At 72.9% G+C, this 22,796-nt stretch carries 18 protein-coding genes and 2 riboswitches; of the genes, 4 read left to right on the forward strand and 14 right to left on the reverse strand.

All coding sequences use genetic code 11. From position 1 onward, the window contains the following. Window position 1 precedes the first annotated feature (1 nt). The 12 genes from OG702_RS10370 to mnmA form a co-directional block, all read right to left on the reverse strand. Entirely contained in the window at window positions 2–217 is a 216-nt protein-coding gene (locus OG702_RS10370) for a hypothetical protein (RefSeq protein ID WP_327288562.1), read from the reverse strand. A 241-nt stretch (window positions 218–458) separates the two neighbouring features. Further along, window positions 459–2,726 (reverse strand): MMPL family transporter, encoded by a 2,268-nt coding sequence (locus OG702_RS10375; protein ID WP_327288563.1) that lies wholly within the window; start codon window positions 2,724–2,726, stop codon window positions 459–461. Between the two features lie 170 nt (window positions 2,727–2,896). Continuing rightward, window positions 2,897–4,405 (reverse strand): Asp-tRNA(Asn)/Glu-tRNA(Gln) amidotransferase subunit GatB, encoded by a 1,509-nt coding sequence (gene gatB, locus OG702_RS10380; RefSeq protein ID WP_327288565.1) that lies wholly within the window; start codon window positions 4,403–4,405, stop codon window positions 2,897–2,899. Window positions 4,406–4,427: 22 nt separating this feature from the next. After that, on the reverse strand, window positions 4,428–4,679 hold the full coding sequence (locus OG702_RS10385) for a hypothetical protein (RefSeq protein ID WP_327288566.1): 252 nt from the start codon (window positions 4,677–4,679) through the stop codon (window positions 4,428–4,430). Continuing rightward, window positions 4,676–6,169, reverse strand: a complete 1,494-nt coding sequence (gene gatA / locus OG702_RS10390; RefSeq protein ID WP_327288567.1) for an Asp-tRNA(Asn)/Glu-tRNA(Gln) amidotransferase subunit GatA — start codon at window positions 6,167–6,169, stop codon at window positions 4,676–4,678. The genes OG702_RS10385 and gatA overlap by 4 nt, the downstream gene beginning before the upstream one ends. A gap of 5 nt (window positions 6,170–6,174) precedes the next feature. After that, the gene (gene gatC, locus OG702_RS10395) at window positions 6,175–6,471 is read right to left on the reverse strand and encodes an Asp-tRNA(Asn)/Glu-tRNA(Gln) amidotransferase subunit GatC (protein WP_205043478.1); all 297 of its coding nucleotides are present in this window, start codon (window positions 6,469–6,471) and stop codon (window positions 6,175–6,177) included. Window positions 6,472–6,920: 449 nt separating this feature from the next. Further along, on the reverse strand, window positions 6,921–9,152 hold the full coding sequence (locus OG702_RS10400; protein ID WP_327288568.1) for a putative bifunctional diguanylate cyclase/phosphodiesterase: 2,232 nt from the start codon (window positions 9,150–9,152) through the stop codon (window positions 6,921–6,923). Window positions 9,153–9,371: 219 nt separating this feature from the next. Next, window positions 9,372–11,609 carry an NAD-dependent DNA ligase LigA gene (gene ligA, locus OG702_RS10405; RefSeq protein ID WP_327288569.1) on the reverse strand — a complete coding sequence of 746 codons (2,238 nt, stop codon included), beginning with the start codon at window positions 11,607–11,609 and terminating at the stop codon, window positions 9,372–9,374. A gap of 17 nt (window positions 11,610–11,626) precedes the next feature. After that, window positions 11,627–12,631 (reverse strand): methionine synthase, encoded by a 1,005-nt coding sequence (locus OG702_RS10410; protein WP_327288570.1) that lies wholly within the window; start codon window positions 12,629–12,631, stop codon window positions 11,627–11,629. A gap of 72 nt (window positions 12,632–12,703) precedes the next feature. After that, entirely contained in the window at window positions 12,704–13,402 is a 699-nt protein-coding gene (locus OG702_RS10415; RefSeq protein WP_327288571.1) for an SDR family oxidoreductase, read from the reverse strand. After that, window positions 13,399–13,929 (reverse strand): TIGR00730 family Rossman fold protein, encoded by a 531-nt coding sequence (locus tag OG702_RS10420; protein WP_327288572.1) that lies wholly within the window; start codon window positions 13,927–13,929, stop codon window positions 13,399–13,401. The genes OG702_RS10415 and OG702_RS10420 overlap by 4 nt, the downstream gene beginning before the upstream one ends. Continuing rightward, on the reverse strand, window positions 13,926–15,083 hold the full coding sequence (mnmA, locus tag OG702_RS10425; protein ID WP_327288573.1) for a tRNA 2-thiouridine(34) synthase MnmA: 1,158 nt from the start codon (window positions 15,081–15,083) through the stop codon (window positions 13,926–13,928). Before mnmA ends, OG702_RS10420 begins: the two co-directional genes overlap by 4 nt. 157 nt (window positions 15,084–15,240) lie before the next feature. Here mnmA and OG702_RS10430 point away from each other — a divergent pair, with 157 nt between their 5' ends. The 3 genes from OG702_RS10430 (at window position 15,241) to OG702_RS10440 (ending at window position 19,462) form a co-directional block, all read left to right on the forward strand. Continuing rightward, the gene (locus tag OG702_RS10430; protein WP_327288574.1) at window positions 15,241–16,101 is read left to right on the forward strand and encodes a thioesterase family protein; all 861 of its coding nucleotides are present in this window, start codon (window positions 15,241–15,243) and stop codon (window positions 16,099–16,101) included. 618 nt (window positions 16,102–16,719) lie between these two features. Continuing rightward, window positions 16,720–17,886, forward strand: a complete 1,167-nt coding sequence (locus OG702_RS10435; protein WP_327288575.1) for a cysteine desulfurase family protein — start codon at window positions 16,720–16,722, stop codon at window positions 17,884–17,886. Window positions 17,887–17,950: 64 nt separating this feature from the next. Continuing rightward, window positions 17,951–19,462 carry a DUF885 family protein gene (locus tag OG702_RS10440; RefSeq protein WP_327288576.1) on the forward strand — a complete coding sequence of 504 codons (1,512 nt, stop codon included), beginning with the start codon at window positions 17,951–17,953 and terminating at the stop codon, window positions 19,460–19,462. Between the two features lie 31 nt (window positions 19,463–19,493). Here OG702_RS10440 and OG702_RS10445 read toward each other — a convergent pair whose 3' ends face one another. After that, a complete protein-coding gene (locus tag OG702_RS10445) occupies window positions 19,494–20,306 on the reverse strand; it encodes an enhanced serine sensitivity protein SseB C-terminal domain-containing protein (RefSeq protein ID WP_442814368.1) in 813 nt (270 codons plus the stop codon). Between the two features lie 124 nt (window positions 20,307–20,430). Continuing rightward, window positions 20,431–21,180, reverse strand: coding sequence for an enhanced serine sensitivity protein SseB (locus OG702_RS10450; protein ID WP_327288577.1), 750 nt, complete (start codon window positions 21,178–21,180; stop codon window positions 20,431–20,433). A gap of 131 nt (window positions 21,181–21,311) precedes the next feature. Further along, a riboswitch (glycine riboswitch) is annotated at window positions 21,312–21,414 on the forward strand. Beyond that, window positions 21,415–21,530: riboswitch (glycine riboswitch) on the forward strand. A 60-nt stretch (window positions 21,531–21,590) separates the two neighbouring features. Here OG702_RS10450 and gcvT point away from each other — a divergent pair. After that, the gene (gene gcvT / locus OG702_RS10455) at window positions 21,591–22,745 is read left to right on the forward strand and encodes a glycine cleavage system aminomethyltransferase GcvT (RefSeq protein ID WP_327288578.1); all 1,155 of its coding nucleotides are present in this window, start codon (window positions 21,591–21,593) and stop codon (window positions 22,743–22,745) included. Window positions 22,746–22,796 lie beyond the last annotated feature (51 nt).

The following is a 22,796-nucleotide window of genomic DNA, read 5'->3' on the forward strand; positions in this document are numbered from 1 at the left end:
GTCATGCCGCACTGTGCGGGCGCAGCGAGTGGCGCCTGCCGCGGGCGGGACTTTCCGCGGCCTCCGCGTCGGTGCGTACCGCCGATCTGGCGGCGGAGCGGCGGGCGGCCGCGCGCTGCTCGGCGCGGGCTGCCTTGGCCTGCTGGGCCAGCCGCCATTCGTCGGCCGTGCGCTGGAGTTCGTCCCTGCGGGCCTGCTGGAGTTCGTAGCCGAACATCGTTGTCTCCCTGGTGGCGGTTTTTGCGATGCCCTTAGCCTCGTCTCCCAGGTGGCCCCGCCACATCGGGCAGCTGCCCGAACTTCGCCCCGCCGGATGCTTAGGCGCACGCACACGGTGCCTTAGGCGGGGTGCTCAGGCGCGGACACCCCGCCCGACCCGGCGCGTCGTGGCTGGTCGCGCCGTTCCCCGCGCGCCTAAGGTGCGGGCCGCGCGCTGGGGCGCTGCGGCCATCCCGGCGTCAAGGTCGCGCGCGCAGCGTCACGGTCGCGCCCGCGGTTCCCCGTGCCCCTGAGGACCGTTCACCCTCCGCGGAGGTGGGTCCCCCCACGGCCGCCGGGGTGGGTGGCGGGGCCGGGAGCGGGCGGGGGGCGGCCGGGGCCTCGATGCTGATGCGGGGCAGGCGGCGGTCGAGCCAGCCGGGGAGCCACCAGTTGGCGTCGCCCAGGACGTGCATCAGCGCCGGCACCAGCAGCGTACGCAGCACGAAGGCGTCCAGGGCGACGGCGGCGGCCAGGCCGATGCCGAACATCGCGATCACCCGGTCGCCGCTGAGCACGAAGGCCAGGAAGACCGCGATCATGATCACCGCGGCCGAGCTGATCACCCGGCTGGTCTCGGCGAGGCCGACCCGTACCGCCCGGCAGTTGTCGTGCGTCTCGCGCCATTCCTCGTACATCCGGCTGACCAGGAAGACCTGGTAGTCCATGGACAGCCCGAAGAGCACCGAGACCATGATCACCGGCAGGAAGGGCTCGATCGGGCCTGCCCGGCCCAGGCCGAGCCATTCGCTGCCCCAGCCCCACTGGAAGATCGTGGTGACCACCCCGAACGACGAGGCCACCGCCGCGACGTTCATGGCCGCGGCCTTGAGCGGGATGCCGATCGAGCGGAAGGCGACCAGCAGCAGGACGCAGCCGAGGCCGACGACGCTGCCGACGAAGAGCGGCAGCTTGCCGATGACGACCGCGGCGAAGTCGTCGTAGCTGGCGGTGGGGCCGCCGACGTAGACCTTCAGCGCGCCGCCCTTCTCCGCGGCGGGCAGCACCTCGTGGCGCAGCCGGTCGACCAGCCGGGAGGTGTCGCGGGACTGCGGGGCGCTGTCCGGGACGACGGTGATCACCCCGGCGCCGTCGGACAGCTCGACCGGGCTGACCGCGGCCACGCCGGGGGTGTTCCGCAGGATCCCCGGCAGGTGGTCGAGCGCCAGCCGTGACTGGGCGCCGTCGGTGGTTGCGACCAGGGTGAGCGGGCCGTTGGTGCCGGGCCCGAAACCGTCGGCGAGCAGGTCGTAGGCCTGCCGGGTGGTGGCCTTCGCGGGCCCGTTGCCCTGGTCGGAGGTGCCCAGGTGCAGGGTGAAGGTGGGCAGCGCCAGCAGGATCATCACCACCGCGGCCAGCACCCCGAGCACCTTGGGATGGCGTTCGACGAAGGCCGACCAGCGGGCGGCGAGCCCGGCGGTCGGCTCGGGCCGCGGGCCGTGCTCGGCCAGCGCCCGGCGCTCGCGGCGGCTGAGCGCGCGCGGGCCGATGAGCCCGAGCAGCGCGGGCAGCAATGTGACGGAGGCGGCCACCGTGAGCAGGACGGTCAGCGCGGCGGCGACCGCGACGCCGTTGAGGAAGCTCAGTCGCAGGATCAGCATGCCCAGCAGTGCCACGCAGACCGTGCCCCCGGCGAAGACCACCGCCCGTCCGGTGGTGGCCAGCGCCTCCTGCGCCGCCTCGGTCACGCTCAGGCCGCGTTTGAGCCCTCTGCGGTGGCGGCTGACGATGAAGAGGGCGTAGTCGATGCCGACGCCGAGCCCGATGAGCATCCCCAGCATGGGGGCGAAGTCGGCGACGGTCATGGCGTGGCCGAGCAGCACGATCGCCATGTACGCCGTCCCGCAGCCGACCAGTGCCGTCGCGATGGGCAGCAGCATGGCGGCGAAGGAGCCGAAGGCGACGAGCAGGACGACCGCGGCCACCGCCACGCCGACGACCTCGCTGAGGTGGGCGCCGGCGCTCTCGGTGCTGCCGACGGCCTGTCCGCCCAGTTCCACCTGGAGGTCGTCGCTCTGCGCCGCCTTGGCGGTGCTCACCAGCTCCCTGGCCTGCGCGACGGAGATGCTGTCGGCGTCCTGGGCGTAGCCGACCGTGGCGTACGCGGTGTGCCCGTCGGCGCTGATCTGCACCGCGCCGGCGGGAATGTACGGGCTGTCGACGGAGACGACACCGGGCAGGTGGCGGGCCTGGTCGAGCACCGTGGTCATGGTGCGCTCGACGGCCGCGGCGCGGACGGTGCCGTGGTCGGTGTGCCAGACGATGGTCTCGTCGTCGCCGGCCTGGTCGGGGAAGGACTCCCGCAGCAAGGCGCTGGCGTGGCCGGACTCGGTGCCGCCGGCCTCGTAGTGCCGCGAGTAGGCGGAGCCCACGGCGCCCGCGGCGGCGGTGAGGCCGGCCAGGAGGGCGATCCACAGGAGCACGGCGGTGATGCGGTGGTGCAGACACCACCGTGCGAGTGCGGCCATGGATCAGCTGCTCCTGTGCTTGACGTTCGCCCCACTATCCCAGGAGAAATTGATCCTTTGGGACTTTCGTGCCCTTCCTCACAAGGGGGTAAATAGCAGATAAGGACGGCACCCCGGCGGGGTGCCGTCCTCACAACTTCCCTACAGCGGACGGCTGGTCGGCCCGGGCCTCAGCCCTGGACGCCCAGCTTCTCCAGGACCAGCTCGCGCACCCGCTTGGCGTCCGCCTGCCCGCGGGTCGCCTTCATCACCGCGCCGATCAGCGCACCGGCCGCGGCCAGGTTGCCGCCGCGGATCCTGTCGGCGATCGCCGGGTTCGACGCGATGGCGTCGTCCACTGCCGCGCCGAGGGCGCCGTCGTCGGAGACGACCTTCAGGCCGCGCTTGTCGACCACCTGGTCGGGGTCGCCCTCACCGGCCAGCACGCCCTCGATGACCTGCCGGGCCAGCTTGTCGTTCAGGTCGCCGGCCGCGACCAGCGCCGAGACCCGGGCGACCTGCGCCGGGGTGATCGGCACCGCGGCAAGCTCGCTGCCGGTCTCGTTGGCGTGCCTGGCCAGTTCGCCCATCCACCACTTGCGGGCCGACGCGGCGTCCGCGCCCTCCGCCATGGTGGCCAGGATCAGGTCGAGCGCCCCGGCGTTGAGCACCGACTGCATCTCGTGGTCGGCGATGCCCCAGTCCTCCTGCAGCCGCTTGCGGCGCAGCCGCGGCAGCTCGGGCAGCCCGGCGCGCAGCTCCTCGACCCAGTCGCGGGACGGGGCGACCGGCACCAGGTCGGGCTCGGGGAAGTAGCGGTAGTCCTCCGCCTCCTCCTTGATACGCCCTGAGGTGGTCGAGCCGTCCTCCTCGTGGAAGTGCCGGGTCTCCTGCACGATGGTGCCGCCGGAGGAGAGCACCGCGGCGTGCCGCTGGATCTCGAACCTGGCCGCCCGCTCCACGCTGCGCAGCGAGTTGACGTTCTTGGTCTCGCTGCGGGTGCCGAACGCCGCCCGGCCGGGCGGGCGCAGCGACAGGTTGACGTCGCAGCGCATCTGGCCCATCTCCATCCGGGCCTCGGACACCCCCAGCGCCTTGATCAGCTCGCGCAGCTCGGCGACGTAGGCCCTGGCGACCTCGGGGGCCCGCTCGCCGGCGCCCTCGATCGGCTTGGTGACGATCTCGATCAGCGGGATGCCGGCCCGGTTGTAGTCGAGCAGCGAGTGCGAGGCGCCGTGGATCCGGCCGGTCGCGCCGCCGACGTGGGTGGACTTGCCGGTGTCCTCCTCCATGTGGGCACGCTCGATCTGCACCCGGAAGACCTCGCCGTCCTCCAGCTGGACGTCCAGATAGCCGTTGGAGGCGATCGGCTCGTCGTACTGCGAGGTCTGGAAGTTCTTCGGCATGTCCGGGTAGAAGTAGTTCTTCCGCGCGAAGCGGCACCACTGCGCGATCTCGCAGTTCAGCGCGAGGCCGATCTTGATCGCGGACTCCACGCCGATCTCGTTGACCACCGGCAGCGAGCCGGGCAGGCCGAGACAGGTGGGGCAGGTCTGCGAGTTGGGCTCGGCGCCCAGCTCGGTGGAGCAGCCGCAGAACATCTTCGTCCTCGTGCCCAGCTCGACATGGACCTCAAGGCCCATCACCGGGTCGTAGGACGCGAGCGCGTCCTCGTAGGACAGCAGATCCGTGACGGTCACAGTTGTTCTTCCTCCTGTCCTGTCAGTCCGTCAGGACGTCGTTGTCGTGCTGGCGCAGCTCGCGGACCAGCAGCGCCACTCCGGTGGCCACCGCGGCCACCCGGATCAGGCCGTCGATCAACAGGAGGGTGTCTTCCTCACCGCGTGCGGCACGCACCTTCTTGACGTTGCTGAACGCGGCGAAGAGCGTGCTGCCGATCGCCAGGTACGTACCGGCCTTGCCCTTCTTCTTCGAGCTCTTGGTGTCCTTGGTGTTCTTGTCCTTGGTGCTCACAGCTGGGGTGCCTCCTCAAGCAGCGGGTGGCCCCACTTCTTCACGAAGGCGGCCTCGACGGCGGCGCCGACCCGGTAGAGCCGGTCGTCCTTGAGCGCGGGGGCAATGATCTGCAGGCCCACCGGTAGACCGTCCTCCGGCGCGAGGCCGCAGGGCAGCGACATCGCCGCGTTGCCCGCCAGGTTGACCGGGATGGTGCACAGGTCGACCAGATACATGGCCAGCGGGTCGTCGACCCGCTCGCCGAGCGGGAAGGCGGTGGTCGGGGTGGTCGGCGAGACCAGCACGTCGACCGACTCGAAGGCCTTTTCGAAATCGCGGGTGATCAGAGTGCGGACCTTCTGGGCCGAGCCGTAGTAGGCGTCGTAGTAGCCCGAGCTGAGCGCGTACGTGCCCAGGATGATCCGGCGCTTGACCTCGGCGCCGAAGCCGGCCTCGCGGGTCAGCGCGGTGACCTCCTCGGCGGACCTCGTACCGTCGTCGCCGACCCGCATGCCGTAGCGCATCGCGTCGAAGCGGGCCAGGTTGCTTGAGCACTCCGACGGCGCGATCAGGTAGTACGCGGCCAGCGCGTACACGAACGACGGGCAGGAGATCTCCACGACCTCCGCGCCCAGCTCGCGCAGCACCTCGACCGACTCGTTGAAGCGCTGCACCACGCCGGCCTGGTAGCCCTCGCCGCCCAGCTCCTTGACCACGCCGACCCGCATGCCGCGCACGTCACCGCTGCGGGCCGCCTCGACCACCGGCGGCACCGGCGCGTCGATCGAGGTGGAGTCAAGCGGGTCGTGGCCGCCGATCGCCTCGTGCAGCAGCGCCGCGTCCAGCACCGTACGGGCGCACGGGCCGCCCTGGTCGAGCGAGGAGGAGAAGGCCACCATGCCGTAGCGGGACACCCCGCCGTAGGTGGGCTTCACCCCGACCGTGCCGGTGACCGCGGCCGGCTGCCGGATCGAACCGCCGGTGTCGGTGCCCAGCGCCAGCGGCGCCTGATACGACGCGAGCGCCGCGGCGCTGCCGCCGCCGGAACCGCCCGGGATACGCGTCAGGTCCCACGGGTTGCCCGTCGGGCCGTACGCGCTGTTCTCGGTGGACGACCCCATGGCGAACTCGTCCATGTTGGTCTTGCCCAGGATCACCACGTCGGCGGCCTTCAGCCGCTTGGTCACCGTCGAGTCGTACGGCGGCAGCCAGCCCTCCAGGATCTTCGACCCGACGGTGGTGGGCACGCCCTCGGTGGTGAAGATGTCCTTCATCGCCAGCGGTACCCCGGCCAGCGGGCCCAGCGGCTCGCCCGCCGCGCGCTTGGCGTCCACCGCGCGGGCCTGCGCCAGGGCGCCCTCCCGGTCGATGTGCAGGAAGGCGTGCACCTTCTCGTCCACGGCCTCGATCCTGGCCAGGTGCGCCTCGGTGACCTCGACCGCGGTCAGCTCGCCCGACGCGATCTTCTCCGCCGTCTGTGCGGCGGTCAGCCTGATGATGTCCGGCATCGTGATCAGTCCTCCCCCAGGATCTGCGGCACCTTGAAGCGCTGCTGCTCCTGCGCGGGAGCGCCCGAGAGGGCCTGCTGCGGGGTCAGCGACGGGCGGACGGTGTCCGGCCGCATCACATTGGTCAGCGGCAGCGGGTGCGAGGTCGGCGGTACGTCCTCGCCGGCCACCTCGGAGACGCGGGCGACCGCGCCGATGATGTCGTCGAGCTGTCCGGCGAAGTGGTCCAGCTCGTCACCGGACAGTTCCAGACGTGCCAGCCGGCCGAGGTGAGCGACCTCCTCGCGCGTGATGCCAGGCATGCGGTTTCGATCCTCTGCGGGGTGAGATGACGATGGACCCCAATCCTATGGGCCCCCGCCCCCGGACCGCGAAACCGTTCCCTCTCAGCAGCCCCCGCCCTCCCCCGGGCACGGGGTGCCGGGCTCCCCTTACGCAGGGGGGTGCCCCATAGGGGCGCGGGGAACGGCGCGACCAGCCCCCACCGGGGGCGCGGGCCGTCACCGGCCCGAAGGGGCAGTTGCTGTCGGCGACGGACCACCGGCCGGTGGTGGGCTGATCGCGCAGTTCCCCGCGCCCCTGGGGGGGGGTGGCGGTCGTCGACACACGACGGTGGGTGGGGGCTGAGCGCGCAGTTCCTCGCGCCCCTAGGGGGTCGGCCCCGCCGCGGGGGGATCCCCGGGTGGCGGCCTGTCGCCACGGAACGGTGGGTGGGGGCTGGGCCGCGTACAGGCGACCCGCCCCGGAGGGGCTAGGCCCGTTCGATGGTCCGCGCCGGCGCCGGCGGGGGCGTCACGGGCGGGAGTGCGGGCAGGGTGCGGGCCGCGGCGGCCGGCAGGGCGCCGCGTTCGCCTCGGGCGAGCAGCCACTTCGTCGCCTCGTCCGGCGGCATCGCGGCGGCGACCAGCCACCCCTGCACCGCATCGCACCGCAGGTCCCGCAGCCGCTCCCACGTCTCGTCGTCCTCGACGCCCTCGGCCACGACCATCAGCCCGAGCGAATGCGCGAGGTCGATCGTGCAGCGCACGATCTCGGCGTCCTCGGTGTCGACCACCAGCCTGGCCACGAAGGACCGGTCGATCTTCAGTTCGCTGACCGGCAGCCGCCGCAGGTGGACCAGCGAGGAGTAGCCGGTCCCGAAGTCGTCCAGCGACATCTTGACGCCGTGCCCGGTCAACCCGTTGAGCGTGTCCGCGGCGCGCTGCGGGTCCTCAAGCAGGACGTGCTCGGTGATCTCCAGCTGCAGCGACCCCGGCGGCACCTGGTGCCTGGCCAGCCGGGCGGCGACCGTACCGGCGAAACCGGGGCTGTGGACGTCGCGCGGCGAGACGTTGACGGCGACGGGCACGTCGAGGCCCATCCGGCGCCAGTGGGCGACCTGGGCCAGCGCGGTGTCCAGCACGTATTCGGTGAGGCGCGGCATCAGGCCGGACGTCTCCGCCATGGTGATGAACTCGTCCGGGCTGACCCGCCCCCGCTCCGGGTGCTCCCAGCGGACCAGGGCCTCAAGGCCGGCCACCCGGCCGTCGAAGCGGACCTTCGGCTGGTAGTGCAGCTCGACGTCACCGGCGTCGAGCGCCCTGCGCAGGTCGCCGAGCAGGCCGAGCCGGTCGGGGGTGTTGCCGTCCCTGGTCGCCTCGTAGACCTCGACGCCGCTGCGGTCGCGCTTGGCCTGATACATCGCCACGTCCGCCCGCCGCAGCAGCCCTTCGGCGTCCAGCGCGTGGTCCGGGAAGACGGCGACGCCCGCGCTGGCCTCAAGCACCAGGGACAGCCCGTCGAGGCTGAGCGGCGAGCCGAGCGCGGCGACCAGCGTCCTGGCGATCCGCTGGGCGCGGGTCGCCGAGTCGCAGCCGGGCAGCAGCACGGCGAATTCGTCGCCGCCGAGCCTGGCCACCTCGGCGCCCCGCGGCAGGGCCAGCCGGAGCCGGTCGGCGACCTGGAGCAGCAGCCGGTCACCGGCCAGGTGGCCGAGGGTGTCGTTGACGGAACGGAACTTGTCCAGGTCGATCAGGATCAGCCCGACCCGCCCGCAGCCGTCCGGTGGATGGCTGCCGGTGCCGCCGGTCGCGGCCACGAAGCCCGGCTCGGCCCGCTCGTAGTCCTCCTGGGCGTCGTCCAGCGCGCCCCAGGCCCGCTCCAGCAGCCACTGGCGGTTGGGCAGCCCGGTGAGCGGGTCGCGCAACTGCTCCTCGGCGCGGGCGTGCGCGATCCACAGCGTGGAGTCCAGCGCGATCAGCGGTACGCAGAACAGCGGCAGCAGCGCCGGCTTGTCGCAGGCGACGACCAGGATCAGCGGGGAGATGCCGAGCAGCGCGCCGCCGAACATGCCCTGCCGGATGAGCGCGGACCGGGCGATGGTGGGCAGTCCGCCGGTGCGGGGTGCGAAGGCGCACCACAGCAGCGCGCGGGTGGCCGCCAGGTAGGTCAGCGCGACCAGGACGACGATCGGCACGGCGGTCACCGTCCAGCCGTGGGGGTCCCACGGGTGCTCGACGGTGGGGTGGGCGCCGCACAGGGCCAGCATCAGCGCGCCGGCGCCGATACCGAGGATGTCGATGGAGCCGTAGAGGGCGGCCTGCCGCCAGCGGTGTCTGCGGGCGGCGCCGACCAGCGTCACCACGGCCAGGCTGACCAGGACGGCGGGCACCCAGCCATGGACGAGCAGCATGGCCAGCGTGAGGGCGGCGCCGGAACCGGTGCCGCCCCACCAGCGGTCCCGGCCCATCGCCACCAGGTGGCCGACGATGATGCCGGTGAGGATCGCGAAGCCCCAGCCCGCGCTGCCGTTGGGGAACAGCGCGTGGCCTTTGCCGACCGCCCGGAGGACGCCGACCACGAGGCAGACGGCGGCGGCCGGCGGCGCCGCGTTGCGCACCAGGGACCTGGACAGCGACGGGGCGAGGACCGGGGGCGGCGCGACCGTGACCGCGGGCGCGCTGCGCGGCGGCGCAGCCGCTTCGGCACTCTCCGTCGGTCGCATGCCCGTCCCTCTCACAGCCCGGTGTGGCAAGCAGGTCCACCGCGCCCTGCCCGCGGACGAGTTCCGCATGTGCCGGAACGTTCATCCCCGGCGGGCGCGCGTCTCAACACTAGGCCGCCTTGTGCCGTCACGGGCACCGATCGACCGTGGTTGCCCGAATGCGACCAGGCACATCGACGTATTCTGATATAGGCCGATCGGGTGACATCCTCGGGCCATTCAGCCGGATTCACCGTCCGTCCCGGCGTCTGTCGGGGCCGCGGCGGAGGTGTCCGTTTCCACGGGATTCACCGTATTGAGCCGGGCGGCCTCCGGGCCGTCCGCGAGCAGTACCGCGAAGCCCTCCTCGTCCAGAACAGGCACTTTCAGCTGTACGGCTTTGTCGAACTTGGAGCCGGGGTTGTCGCCGACCACGACGAAGTCCGTTTTCTTGGACACCGATCCGGTGACTTTCGCACCTCGGCTGCCCAACGCCTCTTTTGCGCCATCCCGGGTATATGTCGACAGCGTTCCGGTCACCACCACGGTCAGTCCTTCGAGTGGCCTCGGCCCTTCGTCCGAGCCCTCCTCGGTGAAGACGACGCCGGCGTCCCGCCACTTCTGGATGATCTCCAGGTGCCAGTCCTCGGCGAACCACTGCTTGACGGAGGCGGCGATGGTGCCGCCCACCCCGTCGACGGCGGCCAGCTCCTCCTCGGCGGCGTCCTTGATCCGGTCCAGGTCGCGGAACTCGCGGGCCAGCGCGGCGGCGGCGACCGGACCGACATGGCGGATGGACAGGCCGGTGATGATCCTGGCCAGCGGGCGGTCTTTCGCCGCCGCGATGTTCTCCAGCATCGCCATCGCGTTCTTCTTCGGCTCGCCCTTCTGGTTGGCGAAGAAGGTGACGATCTTCGGCTCGCCGGTCGCCGGGTCCCGCTTGGGCAGGCCGGTGTCCTGGTCCAGGACGTGCGAGCGGATCGGCAGCAGCTGCTCGATGGTGAGGCCGAACAGGTCGCCCTCGTTCTTCACCGGCGGCTCGTGCGGCTCCAGCGGCTGGGTCAGCGCGGTGGCCGCGACGTAGCCGAGCCCTTCGATGTCCAGGCTGCGGCGGCCCGCGAGGTAGAAGATCCGCTCCCGCAACTGGGCGGGGCAGTAGCGAGCGTTGGGGCACCGCAGATCGATGTCCCCTTCCTTCATGGGCTGCAGGGCGGTGCCGCAGTCCGGGCACTCGCCGGGCATCACGAACTCCCGCTCGCTGCCGTCCCGCAGGTCCACCACCGGGCCCAGGATCTCCGGGATGACGTCACCGGCCTTGCGCAGCACCACGGTGTCGCCGATCAGGACGCCCTTCTTCTTGACGACCTCCTGGTTGTGCAGCGTCGCGAACTCCACCTCGGACCCGGCCACCGTCACCGGCTCCACCACCGCGTACGGCGTGACCCGGCCGGTGCGACCGACGCCGACCCGGATCTCCACCAGCTTGGTGTTGACCTCCTCCGGGGCGTACTTCCAGGCGATGGCCCAGCGCGGGGCACGGGAGGTCGAGCCCAGGCGGCCCTGCAGCCGGATCTCGTCGACCTTGACGACCACCCCGTCGATCTCGTGCTCGACGTCGTGCCGGTGCTCGCCGTAGTAGGCGATGAACTCCCGCACCTCGGCGAGCGAGTCGACCACCTTGTTGTAACGGGCGGTGGGCAGGCCCCATTCGTGCAGCAGCTCGTAGCCGTGCGACTGGCAGTCGATGTCGAAGCCCTCGCGGGCGCCGAGGCCGTGCACCACCATCCGCAGCGGGCGGGAGGCGGTGATCCGCGGGTCCTTCTGGCGCAGCGAACCGGCCGCCGCATTGCGCGGGTTGGCGAACGGCTTGTCACCCTGCTCGACCAGCCGGGCGTTCAGCTCCTCGAACTTCTCGCCGGGGAAGTAGACCTCGCCGCGGATCTCCACCAGCTGCGGCACCCGGTCGCCGGCCAGCCGCTCGGGGATGCCGGCGATCGTCCGCACGTTGGGCGTGATGTCCTCGCCGGTCCGGCCGTCGCCGCGGGTCGCCGCGCGGGTGAGCCGGCCGCGCTCGTAGGTCAGGTTGACCGCCAGGCCGTCGACCTTGAGCTCGCACAGGAAGTGGTACGGGCTGCGCTCGTTGTCCGGCGCTCCCAGTTCGGCCGCGACCCGGTCGGCCCAGGTGGTCAGCTCCTCGTCGGTGAAGGCGTTGTCCAGTGACAGCAGCCGCTCGCGGTGCTGCACGGAGACGAACTCCGTCTCGTAGGCACCGGCCACCTTCTGGGTGGGCGAATCCGGGGTGCGCAGGCCCGGATACCGCTCCTCCAGGGCCTCAAGACCGCGCAGCAGCTTGTCGAACTCGGCGTCGCTGACGACCGGCGCGTCCTTGACGTAGTAACGGAAGCGGTGCTCCTCGACCTGCTCGGCGACGCGAGCGTGCTCCTCGCGTGCCTCCGCGGGAATCTCCGTGTCCTCCACGACCCCGTCCTTCCTCACTACTCAGGGTTGTCGACGAGCGAGCGTGCCGCCTTCGTACAGTGCACGAGAGCAGCACGGGCGTAGGCCGGTGAGGCCCCTGCCAGACCGCAGGACGGGGTGACGGCGACGGAGGACCCCAACGCCCCCGGTGCCAGCCCCAGCCTGCGCCACAACGCCCGAACACCCCTCACGCTACCGGCAGGGTCTGACAATGGGGCGTCGCTGCCGGGCACGACACCGGCGAAGAGAGCGGTGCCCGCCTCCGCCGCCTCACCGAAGTCGTCCCAGTCACTCTCGGTGAGCAGGTCCAGGTCGAAGGAGATGCCGGCCGCGCCCGCCCGGCGCAGCAGCGGGAAGGGGACGTCCGGCGCGCAGGAGTGCACGACGACCGGCACGCCCGCCGCCGTGATCAGCTCGCGCAGCGCCGACTCGATCACGGCCCGGTCGACCGCGCGATAGGTGCGGTAGCCGCTGGCCGTCCTGATCTGGCCGCGCAGCACCGCCGTCAGCGACGGCTCGTCCAGTTGCAGCACCACGTCCGCCCCCGGCACCCGGCGGCGGACGTCGGCGAGGTGGTCGGTGAGGCCTTCGGTGAGCGACGCGGCCAGGTCGCGGCAGGCGCCGGGATCGCGCAGCGCGGCCTCGCCGTGCCGGGTCTCCACCGACGCCGCCAGGGTCCAGGGGCCGACCGCCTGGACCTTCAGCAGACCCTGGTAGCCCTGGGTGAACTCCTCCAGGGCGTCCAGGTCCTCGCGCAGCCACGACCTGGCCCGCTTGCTGTCGCGGCCCGGCCGGTCGCCGAACCGCCAGCCGCTGGGTTCGACCCGGGCGTACATCTCGGCCAGCAGCCCGAGGCTGCGGCCGATCATGTCCGCGCCGGGTCCGCGGGCGGGCAGTTCGGGGAGGAAGGCCATGCCCGCGGTCGCCTCGGTCGCGACGCGGGCCGCCTCCCGGGCGTCGCCGCCCGGCAGGGAGCCCACGCCGGTGGCGGTGGCCTCGGGGAGGTGCAGATCGTTGCTCACGCCCGAAGGGTAAGCCCTCCGCGCGGGCCGCTCCGGTGGCCGCGGGATCCCCCGGTCGCCCCTGGTCGCCCGCTATCCGCCGGGGCGGACGGTCAGGTCGGTGAGCTCGGCGTCCCGGGGGAGGTCGAGCGCGGTGACGACGGTGGTGGCCACCGAGTCCGGGTGGATCCAGCGGGCCGGGTCGTAGGGCTTGCCCTCCTGCTGGTGGACCTTCTGCTGCATCGGGGTCGCGGTGCGGCTCGGGTAGACCGAGGTGACCCGGACGCCGGCGGCGTGCTCCTCGGCGCGCAGCGCGTCGGCCAGCGCGCGCAGGCCGAACTTGCTCGCGCCGTACGCGCCCCAGTCGGCGCTGACGCTCAGGCCCGAGGTGGAGTTGACGAAGACCACATGGCCCCGGGACAGCCGCAGTTGCGGCAGCAGCAGCCGGGTCAGCTCGGCCGGGCCCATCAGGTTGACCGCCAGCGTCTCCTGCCAGACCTTCGGGGTGAGGTCGCCGATCACGCCCAGTTCGACCACGCCGGCGATGTGCAGCAGCGAGTCCAGGCGGTCGGGCGGCGCCTGGTGGCCCAGCGCCCAGGACAGCCGCGCCGGTTCGGCCAGATCGCCGACCAGCGTACGGGCGCCGGGGTGACGCTTCGCCAGCTCCTTGGCCCGCCCGGCGTCCCTGGCCAGCAGCCACAGCTCGTCGCCGCGCTCCAGCAGGCGCTGCGCGACGGCACTGCCGATGCCGGACCCGGCGCCGGTGACCAGGTGGATGCGCGGACTGCTCACAGGTGCTCCCGGATGTATGCCAGGGCGTCGGCGCCGTCGGTGGCGAAGTACACCAGCTCGGACAGCGGCAGCGGCAGGAAGCCCTCGGCGTCCATCCTGCGCAGTTGCAGTTCCAGACCGTCGTAGAAACCCGCGCTGTTCAGCAGGACCACCGGTTTGGCGTGCAGCCCGTGCTTCTTGAGCTCCAGGATCTCGGTGGCCTCGTCCAGGGTGCCGGCGCCGCCGACCATCACCACGACGGCGTCGGAGCGCCGCAGCAGCTCGGCCTTGCGCTGGGCGAGGTCGGGGGCGATGACCATCTCGTCGGCGTCGGCGCGCGCCGAGTCGCGGAGGAAGACCACCGAGACGCCGACCAGCCGCCCGCCGGCCTTCTGGACGCTGTCCGCGACGACCTTCATCAGGCCCGACTCGGAGCCGCCCCACACCAGGGTGTGGCCGCCCTCGCCGATCAGCCTGCCGAACTCGCGGGCCGGCTGGGTGTACTGCTCGCCGAGGTCGGCGGAGGACAGGAAGACGCCGATGTTCATACGGTCACCGGGGGCTTCTCCTGGCTGCGGGCGGTGGCCCGGTCGGTGGTGGCGATGGTCGCGGAGCCGACGACGCGCGTGCCGTCGTAGAGCACCACGGCCTGCCCGGGCGCGATGCCGCGCACCGGGGCGGTGAAGCGTACGTGCAGCTCGTCGCCGACGACCTCGGCGGTCACCGGCACATCCTCGCCGTGTGCGCGCAGCTGCGCCGTGTACGCCGCCGCGCCGGCCGGCGGGGCGCCGCACCAGCGGGGGCGGATCGCGGTGAGCGCGGTGACGTCGAGCGCTTCCGCGGGGCCGACGGTGACCGTGTTGTCGACCGGTGAGATGTCCAGCACATAGCGGGGCTTGCCGTCGTCGGCGGGGACGCCGAGCCGCAGGCCCTTGCGCTGCCCGATGGTGAAGCCGAACGCCCCCTCGTGGGTGCCGACCTGGCCGCCGCTCTCGTCCACGATGGCGCCCTCGGCGCTGCCGAGGCGCTTGGCCAGGAAGCCCTGGGTGTCGCCGTCGGCGATGAAGCAGATGTCGTGGCTGTCGGGCTTCTTCGCCACCGCAAGGCCGCGGCGGGCGGCCTCGGCGCGGATCTCGTCCTTGGTGGTGAGGGTGTCGCCGAGCGGGAACATCGCGTGCGCCAACTGCCGCTCGTCGAGCACGCCGAGGACGTAGGACTGGTCCTTCGCCGCGTCGCTGGCCCGGTGCAGCTCGCGGGAGCCGTCCTCGCGAGTGACGACCGTCGCGTAGTGCCCGGTGCACACCGCGTCGAAGCCCAGCGCCAGGGCCTTGTCGAGCAGGGCCGCGAACTTGATCTTCTCGTTGCACCGCAGGCACGGATTCGGGGTGCGGCCCGCCGCGTACTCGGCGACGAAGTCGGCGACCACGTCCTCGCGGAAGCGCTCGGCCAGGTCCCACACGTAGAAGGGGATGCCGATGACGTCGGCCGCGCGCCGGGCGTCCCGGGAGTCCTCCACCGTGCAGCAGCCGCGGGCGCCCGTCCTGAAGCTCTGCGGATTCGCCGACAGCGCCAGGTGGACCCCGGTCACGTCGTGCCCGGCCTCCGCGGCGCGGGCGGCGGCCACCGCGGAGTCGACGCCGCCACTCATGGCGGCGAGCACGCGCAGCCGCCCGCGCTCGGGGGGATGGGGGAAGTCGTTCACCTGTCCAGGGTAACGGCCCGGGGTCAGCGGGCCGCCAGGTTATCCACAGGGGGGACGAGCGGGGCGGGCGGAAGAGACGAGCGGGCGCTCAGCGTTGTTCTGAATCGAGCCCGGGAGGGCTGGACAACCGGCGACTACCGATGGGTAACATCGACTCATGGCATATGCAGCGGCCCGCGCGGCCATCGGGGACAGCGAGTTCGACCGCGACACGGCGGTGGTGGCCAGGACGGACGAGCCCGGCACGTACGACAGTGAGCTGTCCGCGGGCTGGACGATCATCCGGGCGGTCAACGGCGGCTACCTGCTCGCCGTCGTCGCCCGCGCCCTGCGTGACGCCCTGCCGCACCCCGACCCGATCAGCGTCACGGCGCACTATCTGACCGCCTCGCAGCCGGGTCCCGCGGTGATCAGGACCGAGACCGTACGCGCCGGCCGCACCATGTCCACCGGGCAGGCCTCGCTCTTCCAGCGCGACGAGCAGGGGCGCGAGGTGGAGCGGATCCGGGTCATCGCCGCGTACAGCGACCTCGCCGCCCTCCCGGACGACGTCCGCACCACGGCGACGCCGACGGCGATGCCGTCCTACGAGGACTGCGTCAGCTCGTCCGAGGCGCCGGACGGCGGGCCCGTCCCCGGCTCCACCGCGATCCTCGACCGGCTCGACCTGCGGCTGGACCCCGCCACCGCGGGCTGGGCCGTCGGCGCGCCGTCCGGTGCCGGCGACATGCGCGGCTGGCTCGGCCTCGCCGACGGGCGCGACCACGACGCGGTGTCGCTGCTGCTCGCGGTCGACGCGCTGCCGCCCACGGCCTTCGACCTGGGGCTCACCGGGTGGGTGCCGACGGTCGAGCTCACCGTTCACGTGCGCAGCCAGCCGGCCCCCGGGCCGCTGCGGGTCACCCTGACGACCCGGAACCTGGCGGGCGGTCTGCTGGAGGAGGACGCGGAGGTCTGGGACTCGGCGGATCGGCTCGTGGCCCAGTCCCGCCAATTGGCTCGCGCCCCGCGGCCATGACCCCAGGGGTGCCCCCTGTCCCGCGTGCCGGGACCTTCCCGCTGTCATGGTTGCGCGCGCAGATCCCCGCGCCCCTGGGGGCTGCCCCTCGCGGTGGCCCGCTGACTCTCCCACCTTCGTGGTTGCGCGCGCAGTTCCTCGCACCCCTGGGGGCTGCCCCTCGCGGTGGCCTGCTGACCTTCGCCACGTCGTGATTTCGCGCGCAGTTCCTCGCGCCCCTGGGGGCTGCCCCTCGCGGTGGCCCGCTGGCTCTCCCACCTTCGTGGTTACGCGTGCAGTTCCTCGCGCCCCTGGGGGCTGCCCCTTGCCGTGGCCCGCTGGCTCTCCCACCCTTCGTGGTTACGCGCGCAGTTCCCCGCGCCCCTGGGGGGCTGCCCCTTGCCGTGGCCCGCTGACCTTCGCCACGTCGTGGCTGAGCGCGCAGTTGCCCGCGGCCCTCGGACAGCTTCACTTGCCGTGGCCTGGTTGGGGGCAATCGCCCAGGGGTGTGGGGAACTGCGTGGCCAACGCCTGGCGGGGCGCGGGCGATAGGGCGTCGCTTGCGGCGAGTGGCCGAGGGTGCGGGGGGTCGCGCTGGGGGACAGAGGTGACCCCAGTGGAACGTAGAATCGGGGGATCATGGCCTACTTCGATCACGCCGCCACGACGCCCATGCTCCCGGAGGCGGTCGAGGCGATGACCGCGCACCTCACGGTGACGGGGAACGCGTCCGCACTGCATGCGGCGGGCCGCCGCGCCCGGCGGACCGTCGAGGAGTCGCGGGAGGCCCTGGCGGCGGCGCTGGGCGCGCGCCCGAGCGAGATCGTGTTCACCGGCGGTGGCACCGAGTCGGACAACCTGGCCGTCAAGGGGCTGTTCTGGGCGCGCCGGGCGGCGGATCCGCGCAGGGTCCGCGTGCTGGCCAGCCCGGTGGAGCACCACGCGGTGCTGGACGCCGTCCACTGGCTTGCCGAGCACGAGGGCGCCGTCGTGGAGTGGCTGCCGGTGGACGCGTACGGCAGGGTGCAGCCGGAGACGCTGCGTGCCGCCCTGGCCGCCGGGCCCGAGGACGTGGCCCTGGTCACCGTGATGTGGGCCAACAACGAGGTCGGCACGATCCTTCCGGTCGCCACCCTGGCGGAGGTCTGCGCCGAGTTCGGCGTGCCGATGCACTCCGACGCGGTGCAGGCGTTCGGGCAGACCCCCGTCGACTTCGCGGCCAGCGGGCTGGACGCGATGACGGTGACCGCGCACAAGGTCGGCGGACCGTACGGGATCGGCGCGCTGGTGCTGCGCAGGGACGACACCCCGGTGCCGCTGCTGCACGGCGGCGACCAGGAGCGCAGCAGGTCGGGCACCCTCGACGTGCCCGCGATCGCGGCCTTCGCGACGGCCGGCGCGCTCGCCGCGGAGAGGCGGGAGCCGTACACCGCGCAGGTCGGCGCGCTGCGTGACGAGCTGGTGCGCGGCGTACGGGCCGCGGTGCCGGACGTCGTCCTGAACGGCGACCCGGGCCCCGAGGGCCGGCTCGCGGCCAACGCGCACTTCACCTTCCCCGGCTGCGAGGGCGACGCCCTCCTGCTGCTGCTGGACGCCCAGGGCATCGCCTGCTCGACCGGCTCTGCGTGTACCGCAGGTGTGGCGCAGCCCAGCCACGTCCTGCTGGCGATGGGCCGGCCGGCCACCGACGCGCGGGCCACGCTGCGGTTCTCGCTCGGCCACACCACGACCGCCGATGAGGTCGCGCAGGTCATCAGGGCGATCGGCCCGGCCGTCACCCGGGCGAGGACCGCGGGCCAGACCTGACCGCCCGGCGACTCGGCTACCGCCCCGGGCAGACGGACGGCGGACTCGACGCTACGGTCGGGGGATGGATGATCGGCTTCGCGCGGTGTGCGACCTGATGATGCCCACCGTCCGCGAGATGGCCGGGCTGCACGAGTACGACGGGCGCGTGCAGGACCTCTCCCCCGACGGGATACGCCGCGCCCTGGGCGCGGTCGACAGCGCGAAGCACGCCTCCGCGCCGCTCGACGATCCGCACGACGAGGCGCACCTGGCGGTCTTCGAGGACTCCCTGCGGGTGCAGTACGGGGACCTCGAACTGCACAGGCGCGACCCGTACCCGCATCTGTCGAATCTCGAACTCGCCTGTTACGACCGGGAGTACGCCTCCCGTAAGGTACGTGCCGCCGCCCGCCGTGAACATCTGGCGCAGTGGCCCGACGCGGTGGACGCGGCGCTGGCCTCACTCGACCGGGTGAGCGCGCCGGTCGCCACCGCCCTGCTCGGCTCGGCTCACGGGCTGGCCGCCGGGCTCGACTCCGACCAGGGCGCCACCGAAGCCGCGGCGCTGGCCGCGCACGGCCGGCTGATCGCCCATCTTGAGCGCGCGGCCCTGGACGGCGACCCCGACCCGCGGCTCGGCGGCACCGCCCTGGCCGCGCTGATGGGCGCGCCCGAGGGCCTGCGGGTCGACCTCACGGCGCTGTCCGAGGCCGCGGACAAGGAACGCGTACGGCTGGGCCAGCTGCTGGCCGACTCCTGCCGGGCGCTGGACCGGAACCGGTCGGTCGACGAGCTGATCCCCGAACTGCTCGCCGACCACCCCGGCGCCGACGACGTCATCCCGGCCGCGGCCCGGCTCACCGAGGAGGTCATCGCCTTCACCCGCCAGCGCAGGCTGGCGCCGTATCTGGACGGCGAGTGCCTGGTCGGGCCGGCTCCGCCGTCCCGCCGCTGGGCGATGGCGATGATGACCTGGGCGGGGCCAGGAGAGCCGGAGTCGCCGTCCTGGTACCACGTGACCCCGCCGGAGCCGGACTGGCCCGCGCAGGAGCGGGAGGAGTGGCTGACGGTCTTCAGCCGGACGAGCCTGCCATCGATCACCGTGCACGAGGTCGCCCCCGGCCACTTCGCCCACGGGCGCGCCCTGCGGCACGCGACCAGCCCGGTGCGACGGGTCCTGCACAGCCTGTCCTTCTGCGAGGGGTGGGCGCACTACGTGGAGGAGGTCTGCATGGACGAGGGCTTCCGTGCCCGCGACCCGCGGTTCGCCATCGGCGTCGCCCTCGAGGCGCTGGTCAGGGTGACCCGGCTGACCTGCGCGATCGGGATGCACACCGGCGCAATGGATGTCGCCGAGGCCGCCAGGCTCTTCATGCGGCACGCCCACCTGGCCCCGGCCGGGGCGGCGTCCGAGGCCAGGCGCGGCACTTTCGACGCCGGCTACGGCCGCTACACATGGGGCAAGCTGGAGATCCAGCGGACCCGTGCCCGCGCGGAGCGCGACCCGTCCTTCACGGTCCCGGACTTCCACGCCCGCCTGCTGGCGCTGGGCGCCCCGCCCCTCGGCCTGCTGGACGCCGCCGTCGCCGCCTGAGCGGCCCCGCACCGCCCGGCGGCCCCGAGCGTCAGTAGGTGCGCGGCGGCGGGCCCCAACCGGCAGGCCCGGAGAAGGCCTCGCGGTCGAAGAACGGCTGAGCGTTGGCCCGCAGCCACATCGCGACCGGGTCGTAGGCGTCGGCCATCGCGACGGTCGAGACCGGGAGCCCCTCGGGCACACCGGCCACCGCCTGCTGCATCATCAGCCGGACCGACTCGACGGCCTGCGGCGAGGAGTCGTAGACCTCGACGCCGATCGCCAGGTAGGGCTCGCCCAGGGCCGGCTGGACCCACGCCTGGCGCAGCGCGCGCACCGCCTGCGTGCGGTGCGCGGCCTTGGCGAGCAGGGCGTAGAACTGCGGGATCTGCAGCGAGGGTTCGCCGATCTGCAGCGGGCCGGCGGGCAGCAGGTCCAGGCCGCCGGCGACCCGGCGCAGGTCGGGCCAGGGGATGCCGACGCCGCCGCCGTTCGCGTGCGGGTTGAGCCAGAGCCCGCAGTGGTCGGGGAAGAGGGTCAGCGCGATGTCCCGCCCCGAGACGATCTCGTGGTCGCGGTTCCAGCCGCTGGCGGCCAGTTCCCTGGGCGAGGTGCAGCACGGCGCGTAGCGCTGCCCGCCGACCTCCATGGACGCGTACTGGGCGTCGGGCGCTCCGGGTGCGCCCTGCCAGAGCAGCATCCATACCTGGCCGTCGGCGAGCGACCCGAGCAGGTTCTCGTATGCGTCGAAGCGGCCGGGCGCCACCTGGAGCAGCATCTGCTCCACATGGCCGGCCGCCGCGCCGCCTTGCGCGCCCGCGATCACGTCGGACCGCCCCTTTCCCGTCGTTCGGTGTCCCGCCATCAAACCAGGTCGACTGTTCCCGGTGGAATGCTGACCGACTCAACCGGCGCCGGTTAAATGGCACCTATACGCCGGGTATACGCAAGCGTCCCGCCCGGTGGGCGAGTTGGGCCGCGGCGCGGTGTCAGTCCCGGCTGTAGAACGGCCGCACGACCTCCAGCATCCAGTCCCCGACCGGGTCCTGGGCGATGTCGAGCAGGATCAGGTGGACCGGCCAGGGCAGCGGGGCAGCGCCCAGGGCGCGGCCGAGCGCGTCCATGGCGGCGGCCCGGTCCTGGTCCTGCCAGCGGTCGAGTTCCACGCCGACGAAGAGCGCGGGCGGCTCCTCCTCCACCGAGGCCATGGCGCGGCGGGCGCTGAGCACCACCGGGGTGACGGCGTATTCGGCGGCGGCGACGGCCAGGAAGTCGACGGGCTCCTCGTCGGGGGCGGGCTCCCAGAGCCGCACCCGGGCGCCGCTGGGGACCTGCTCTCCGTACGCGCCGGTCCGCTCCGTGCGGCACAGCTCAGCGACGGCGGCGGGCGGTAGCGGCACCCCGACGGCGCCGCCGGGGTTGACGGCGATGCCGACCAGCGGGGGCAGCCCGCGGGCGAACTCGCGTACCGGCGCCACCGTGCAGGACATGCCGTCGGCGGCCTGCCGGAACTGCTGCTCGGAGCTGAAGACCGGCACATAGGGCGCGCCGCCCAGGTCGACGGTGGGCAGGTCGAGGCCTTCGGGGCCGGGCGGGCCGCCGTTGGGCAGCGGTACCCAGACATGGGAGCGGCCGAGGACCTCCAGCAGCCGGGGGGTCGCCGAGGGATTGCCGAGGCTCGCCGAGAGCACTTCCTCCAGCTCGTTCGCCGGCCATATGTACGGTGCCGGATTCTCCATGTCCACCCTTGTCCGCGCTTGTGCCACTGCCGGCGGCCGTGTCCTGCCGGGAAACAGTAGCGGCTGAGCGTCCTGGACGCCCCGGCATGCAATGATGGCGGGGCAACTCGACAAACTGCATACCGGCCGTTGGAGGCCGCGCGGGAGAGTTCCGGCCCCCTCGGTGAGGGGGCGGGGCGCCGAAGGAGCAAGTCCTCCCTTGAATCTCTCAGGCACAGATACCGCGCGGGCGAGGCAGATCTGAAAAGCGGGCGGGCCGCCGTCACCGGCCCCCGCCCCACCCAAGGTGCAAACCGCGGCCCCCAGGGGTCACGGTGAACCTCTCAGGTTCCGATGACAGATGGGGAGGCCGGGGTCAGTGCCCCGGCCGCCGTACGTGTCCCCGTCCGCCGCCTTTGGGAGCCCTTTCGATGAGCGAAACGTCGAACCAGCCGCTAAGCGCACCGCCCGCCGCGTCGCCCCGCCGTACCGCCCTGGACGCGGTGCACCGCGCCCTGGGTGCGACCATGACCGACTTCGCCGGCTGGGACATGCCGCTGCGCTACGGCAGCGAGCGCGACGAGCACCAGGCCGTACGCACCAGGGCCGGGCTCTTCGACCTGTCGCACATGGGCGAGATCAGCGTGACCGGTCCGCAGGCCGGGCAGGCGCTGGACCACGCGCTGGTCGGCCATCTGTCGGCGCTCGCGGTCGGCAAGGCCCGCTACACGATGATCTGCGCACCGGACGGCGGCATCCTGGACGACCTGATCGTCTACCGGCTGGCCGAGGAGCACTATCTGATCGTCGCGAACGCCTCCAACGCGCAGACGGTGCTCGACACCGTCTCCCTGCGTGCGGTGGACTTCGACGCGCAGGTGACCGACGACCGGGACGCGTACGCCCTGCTGGCCGTCCAGGGCCCGGCGGCGCCCGGCATCCTCAAGGCGCTCACGGACGCCGACCTCGACGGGCTGCGCTACTACGCGGGGCTGCCGGGGACCGTCGCGGGGGTCTCCGCGCTGATCGCCAGGACGGGCTACACGGGCGAGGACGGCTTCGAGCTGTTCGTGGACCCGGCCGACGCCGAGCAGCTGTGGCAGGAACTGCTGGCGGCGGGCGCCGGCGACGGGCTCGTACCGTGCGGGCTGTCCTGCCGCGACACCCTGCGCCTGGAGGCCGGGATGCCGCTGTACGGCCACGAGCTGACCGCGAAGGTCACGCCCTTCGACGCGGGGCTCGGGCGGGTGGTCAAGTTCGACAAGCCCGGTGACTTCGTCGGCCGGGAGGCGCTGACGGCTGCCGCGGCCAGGGCCGCGGACGTCCCGCCGCGCAAGCTGGTCGGGCTGGTCGCCGAGGGCCGCCGGGTGCCGCGCGCCGGCTTCCCCGTCACCGACGCGTCCGGCGCGGTGATCGGCGAGGTCACCTCGGGCGCGCCCTCGCCCACCCTCGGCGTGCCGATCGCCATGGCCTACGTGGACACCGCGCACGCCGCGCCGGGCACGGAGGGGGTCGCGGTCGACATCCGGGGCAGCCGGGAGCCGTACCGTGTGGTGGCCCTGCCCTTCTACCAGCGCGAGCGCTGAGCCCCCGAGGTTTTCCACAGACACCGGGTTGTCCACAGGCGGCCGCGTCTA

It is taken from the genome of Streptomyces sp. NBC_01198, assembly GCF_036010485.1.
Lineage (GTDB): Bacteria > Actinomycetota > Actinomycetes > Streptomycetales > Streptomycetaceae > Actinacidiphila.

What these genes read in the sequence shown, in the direction of transcription:
- OG702_RS10370 (WP_327288562.1), bottom strand. Translation starts at nt 217, where the DNA reads ATGTTCGGCTACGAACTCCAGCAGGCCCGCAGGGACGAACTCCAGCGC.
- OG702_RS10375 (WP_327288563.1), bottom strand. Translation starts at nt 2,726, where the DNA reads ATGGCCGCACTCGCACGGTGGTGTCTGCACCACCGCATCACCGCCGTG.
- gatA (WP_327288567.1), bottom strand. Translation starts at nt 6,169, where the DNA reads ATGCCGGACATCATCAGGCTGACCGCCGCACAGACGGCGGAGAAGATC.
- gatC (WP_205043478.1), bottom strand. Translation starts at nt 6,471, where the DNA reads ATGCCTGGCATCACGCGCGAGGAGGTCGCTCACCTCGGCCGGCTGGCA.
- OG702_RS10400 (WP_327288568.1), bottom strand. Translation starts at nt 9,152, where the DNA reads ATGCGACCGACGGAGAGTGCCGAAGCGGCTGCGCCGCCGCGCAGCGCG.
- OG702_RS10420 (WP_327288572.1), bottom strand. Translation starts at nt 13,929, where the DNA reads ATGAACATCGGCGTCTTCCTGTCCTCCGCCGACCTCGGCGAGCAGTAC.
- OG702_RS10430 (WP_327288574.1), top strand. Translation starts at nt 15,241, where the DNA reads ATGGCATATGCAGCGGCCCGCGCGGCCATCGGGGACAGCGAGTTCGAC.
- OG702_RS10435 (WP_327288575.1), top strand. Translation starts at nt 16,720, where the DNA reads ATGGCCTACTTCGATCACGCCGCCACGACGCCCATGCTCCCGGAGGCG.
- OG702_RS10440 (WP_327288576.1), top strand. Translation starts at nt 17,951, where the DNA reads ATGGATGATCGGCTTCGCGCGGTGTGCGACCTGATGATGCCCACCGTC.
- OG702_RS10445 (WP_442814368.1), bottom strand. Translation starts at nt 20,306, where the DNA reads ATGGCGGGACACCGAACGACGGGAAAGGGGCGGTCCGACGTGATCGCG.
- OG702_RS10450 (WP_327288577.1), bottom strand. Translation starts at nt 21,180, where the DNA reads ATGGAGAATCCGGCACCGTACATATGGCCGGCGAACGAGCTGGAGGAA.
- gcvT (WP_327288578.1), top strand. Translation starts at nt 21,591, where the DNA reads ATGAGCGAAACGTCGAACCAGCCGCTAAGCGCACCGCCCGCCGCGTCG.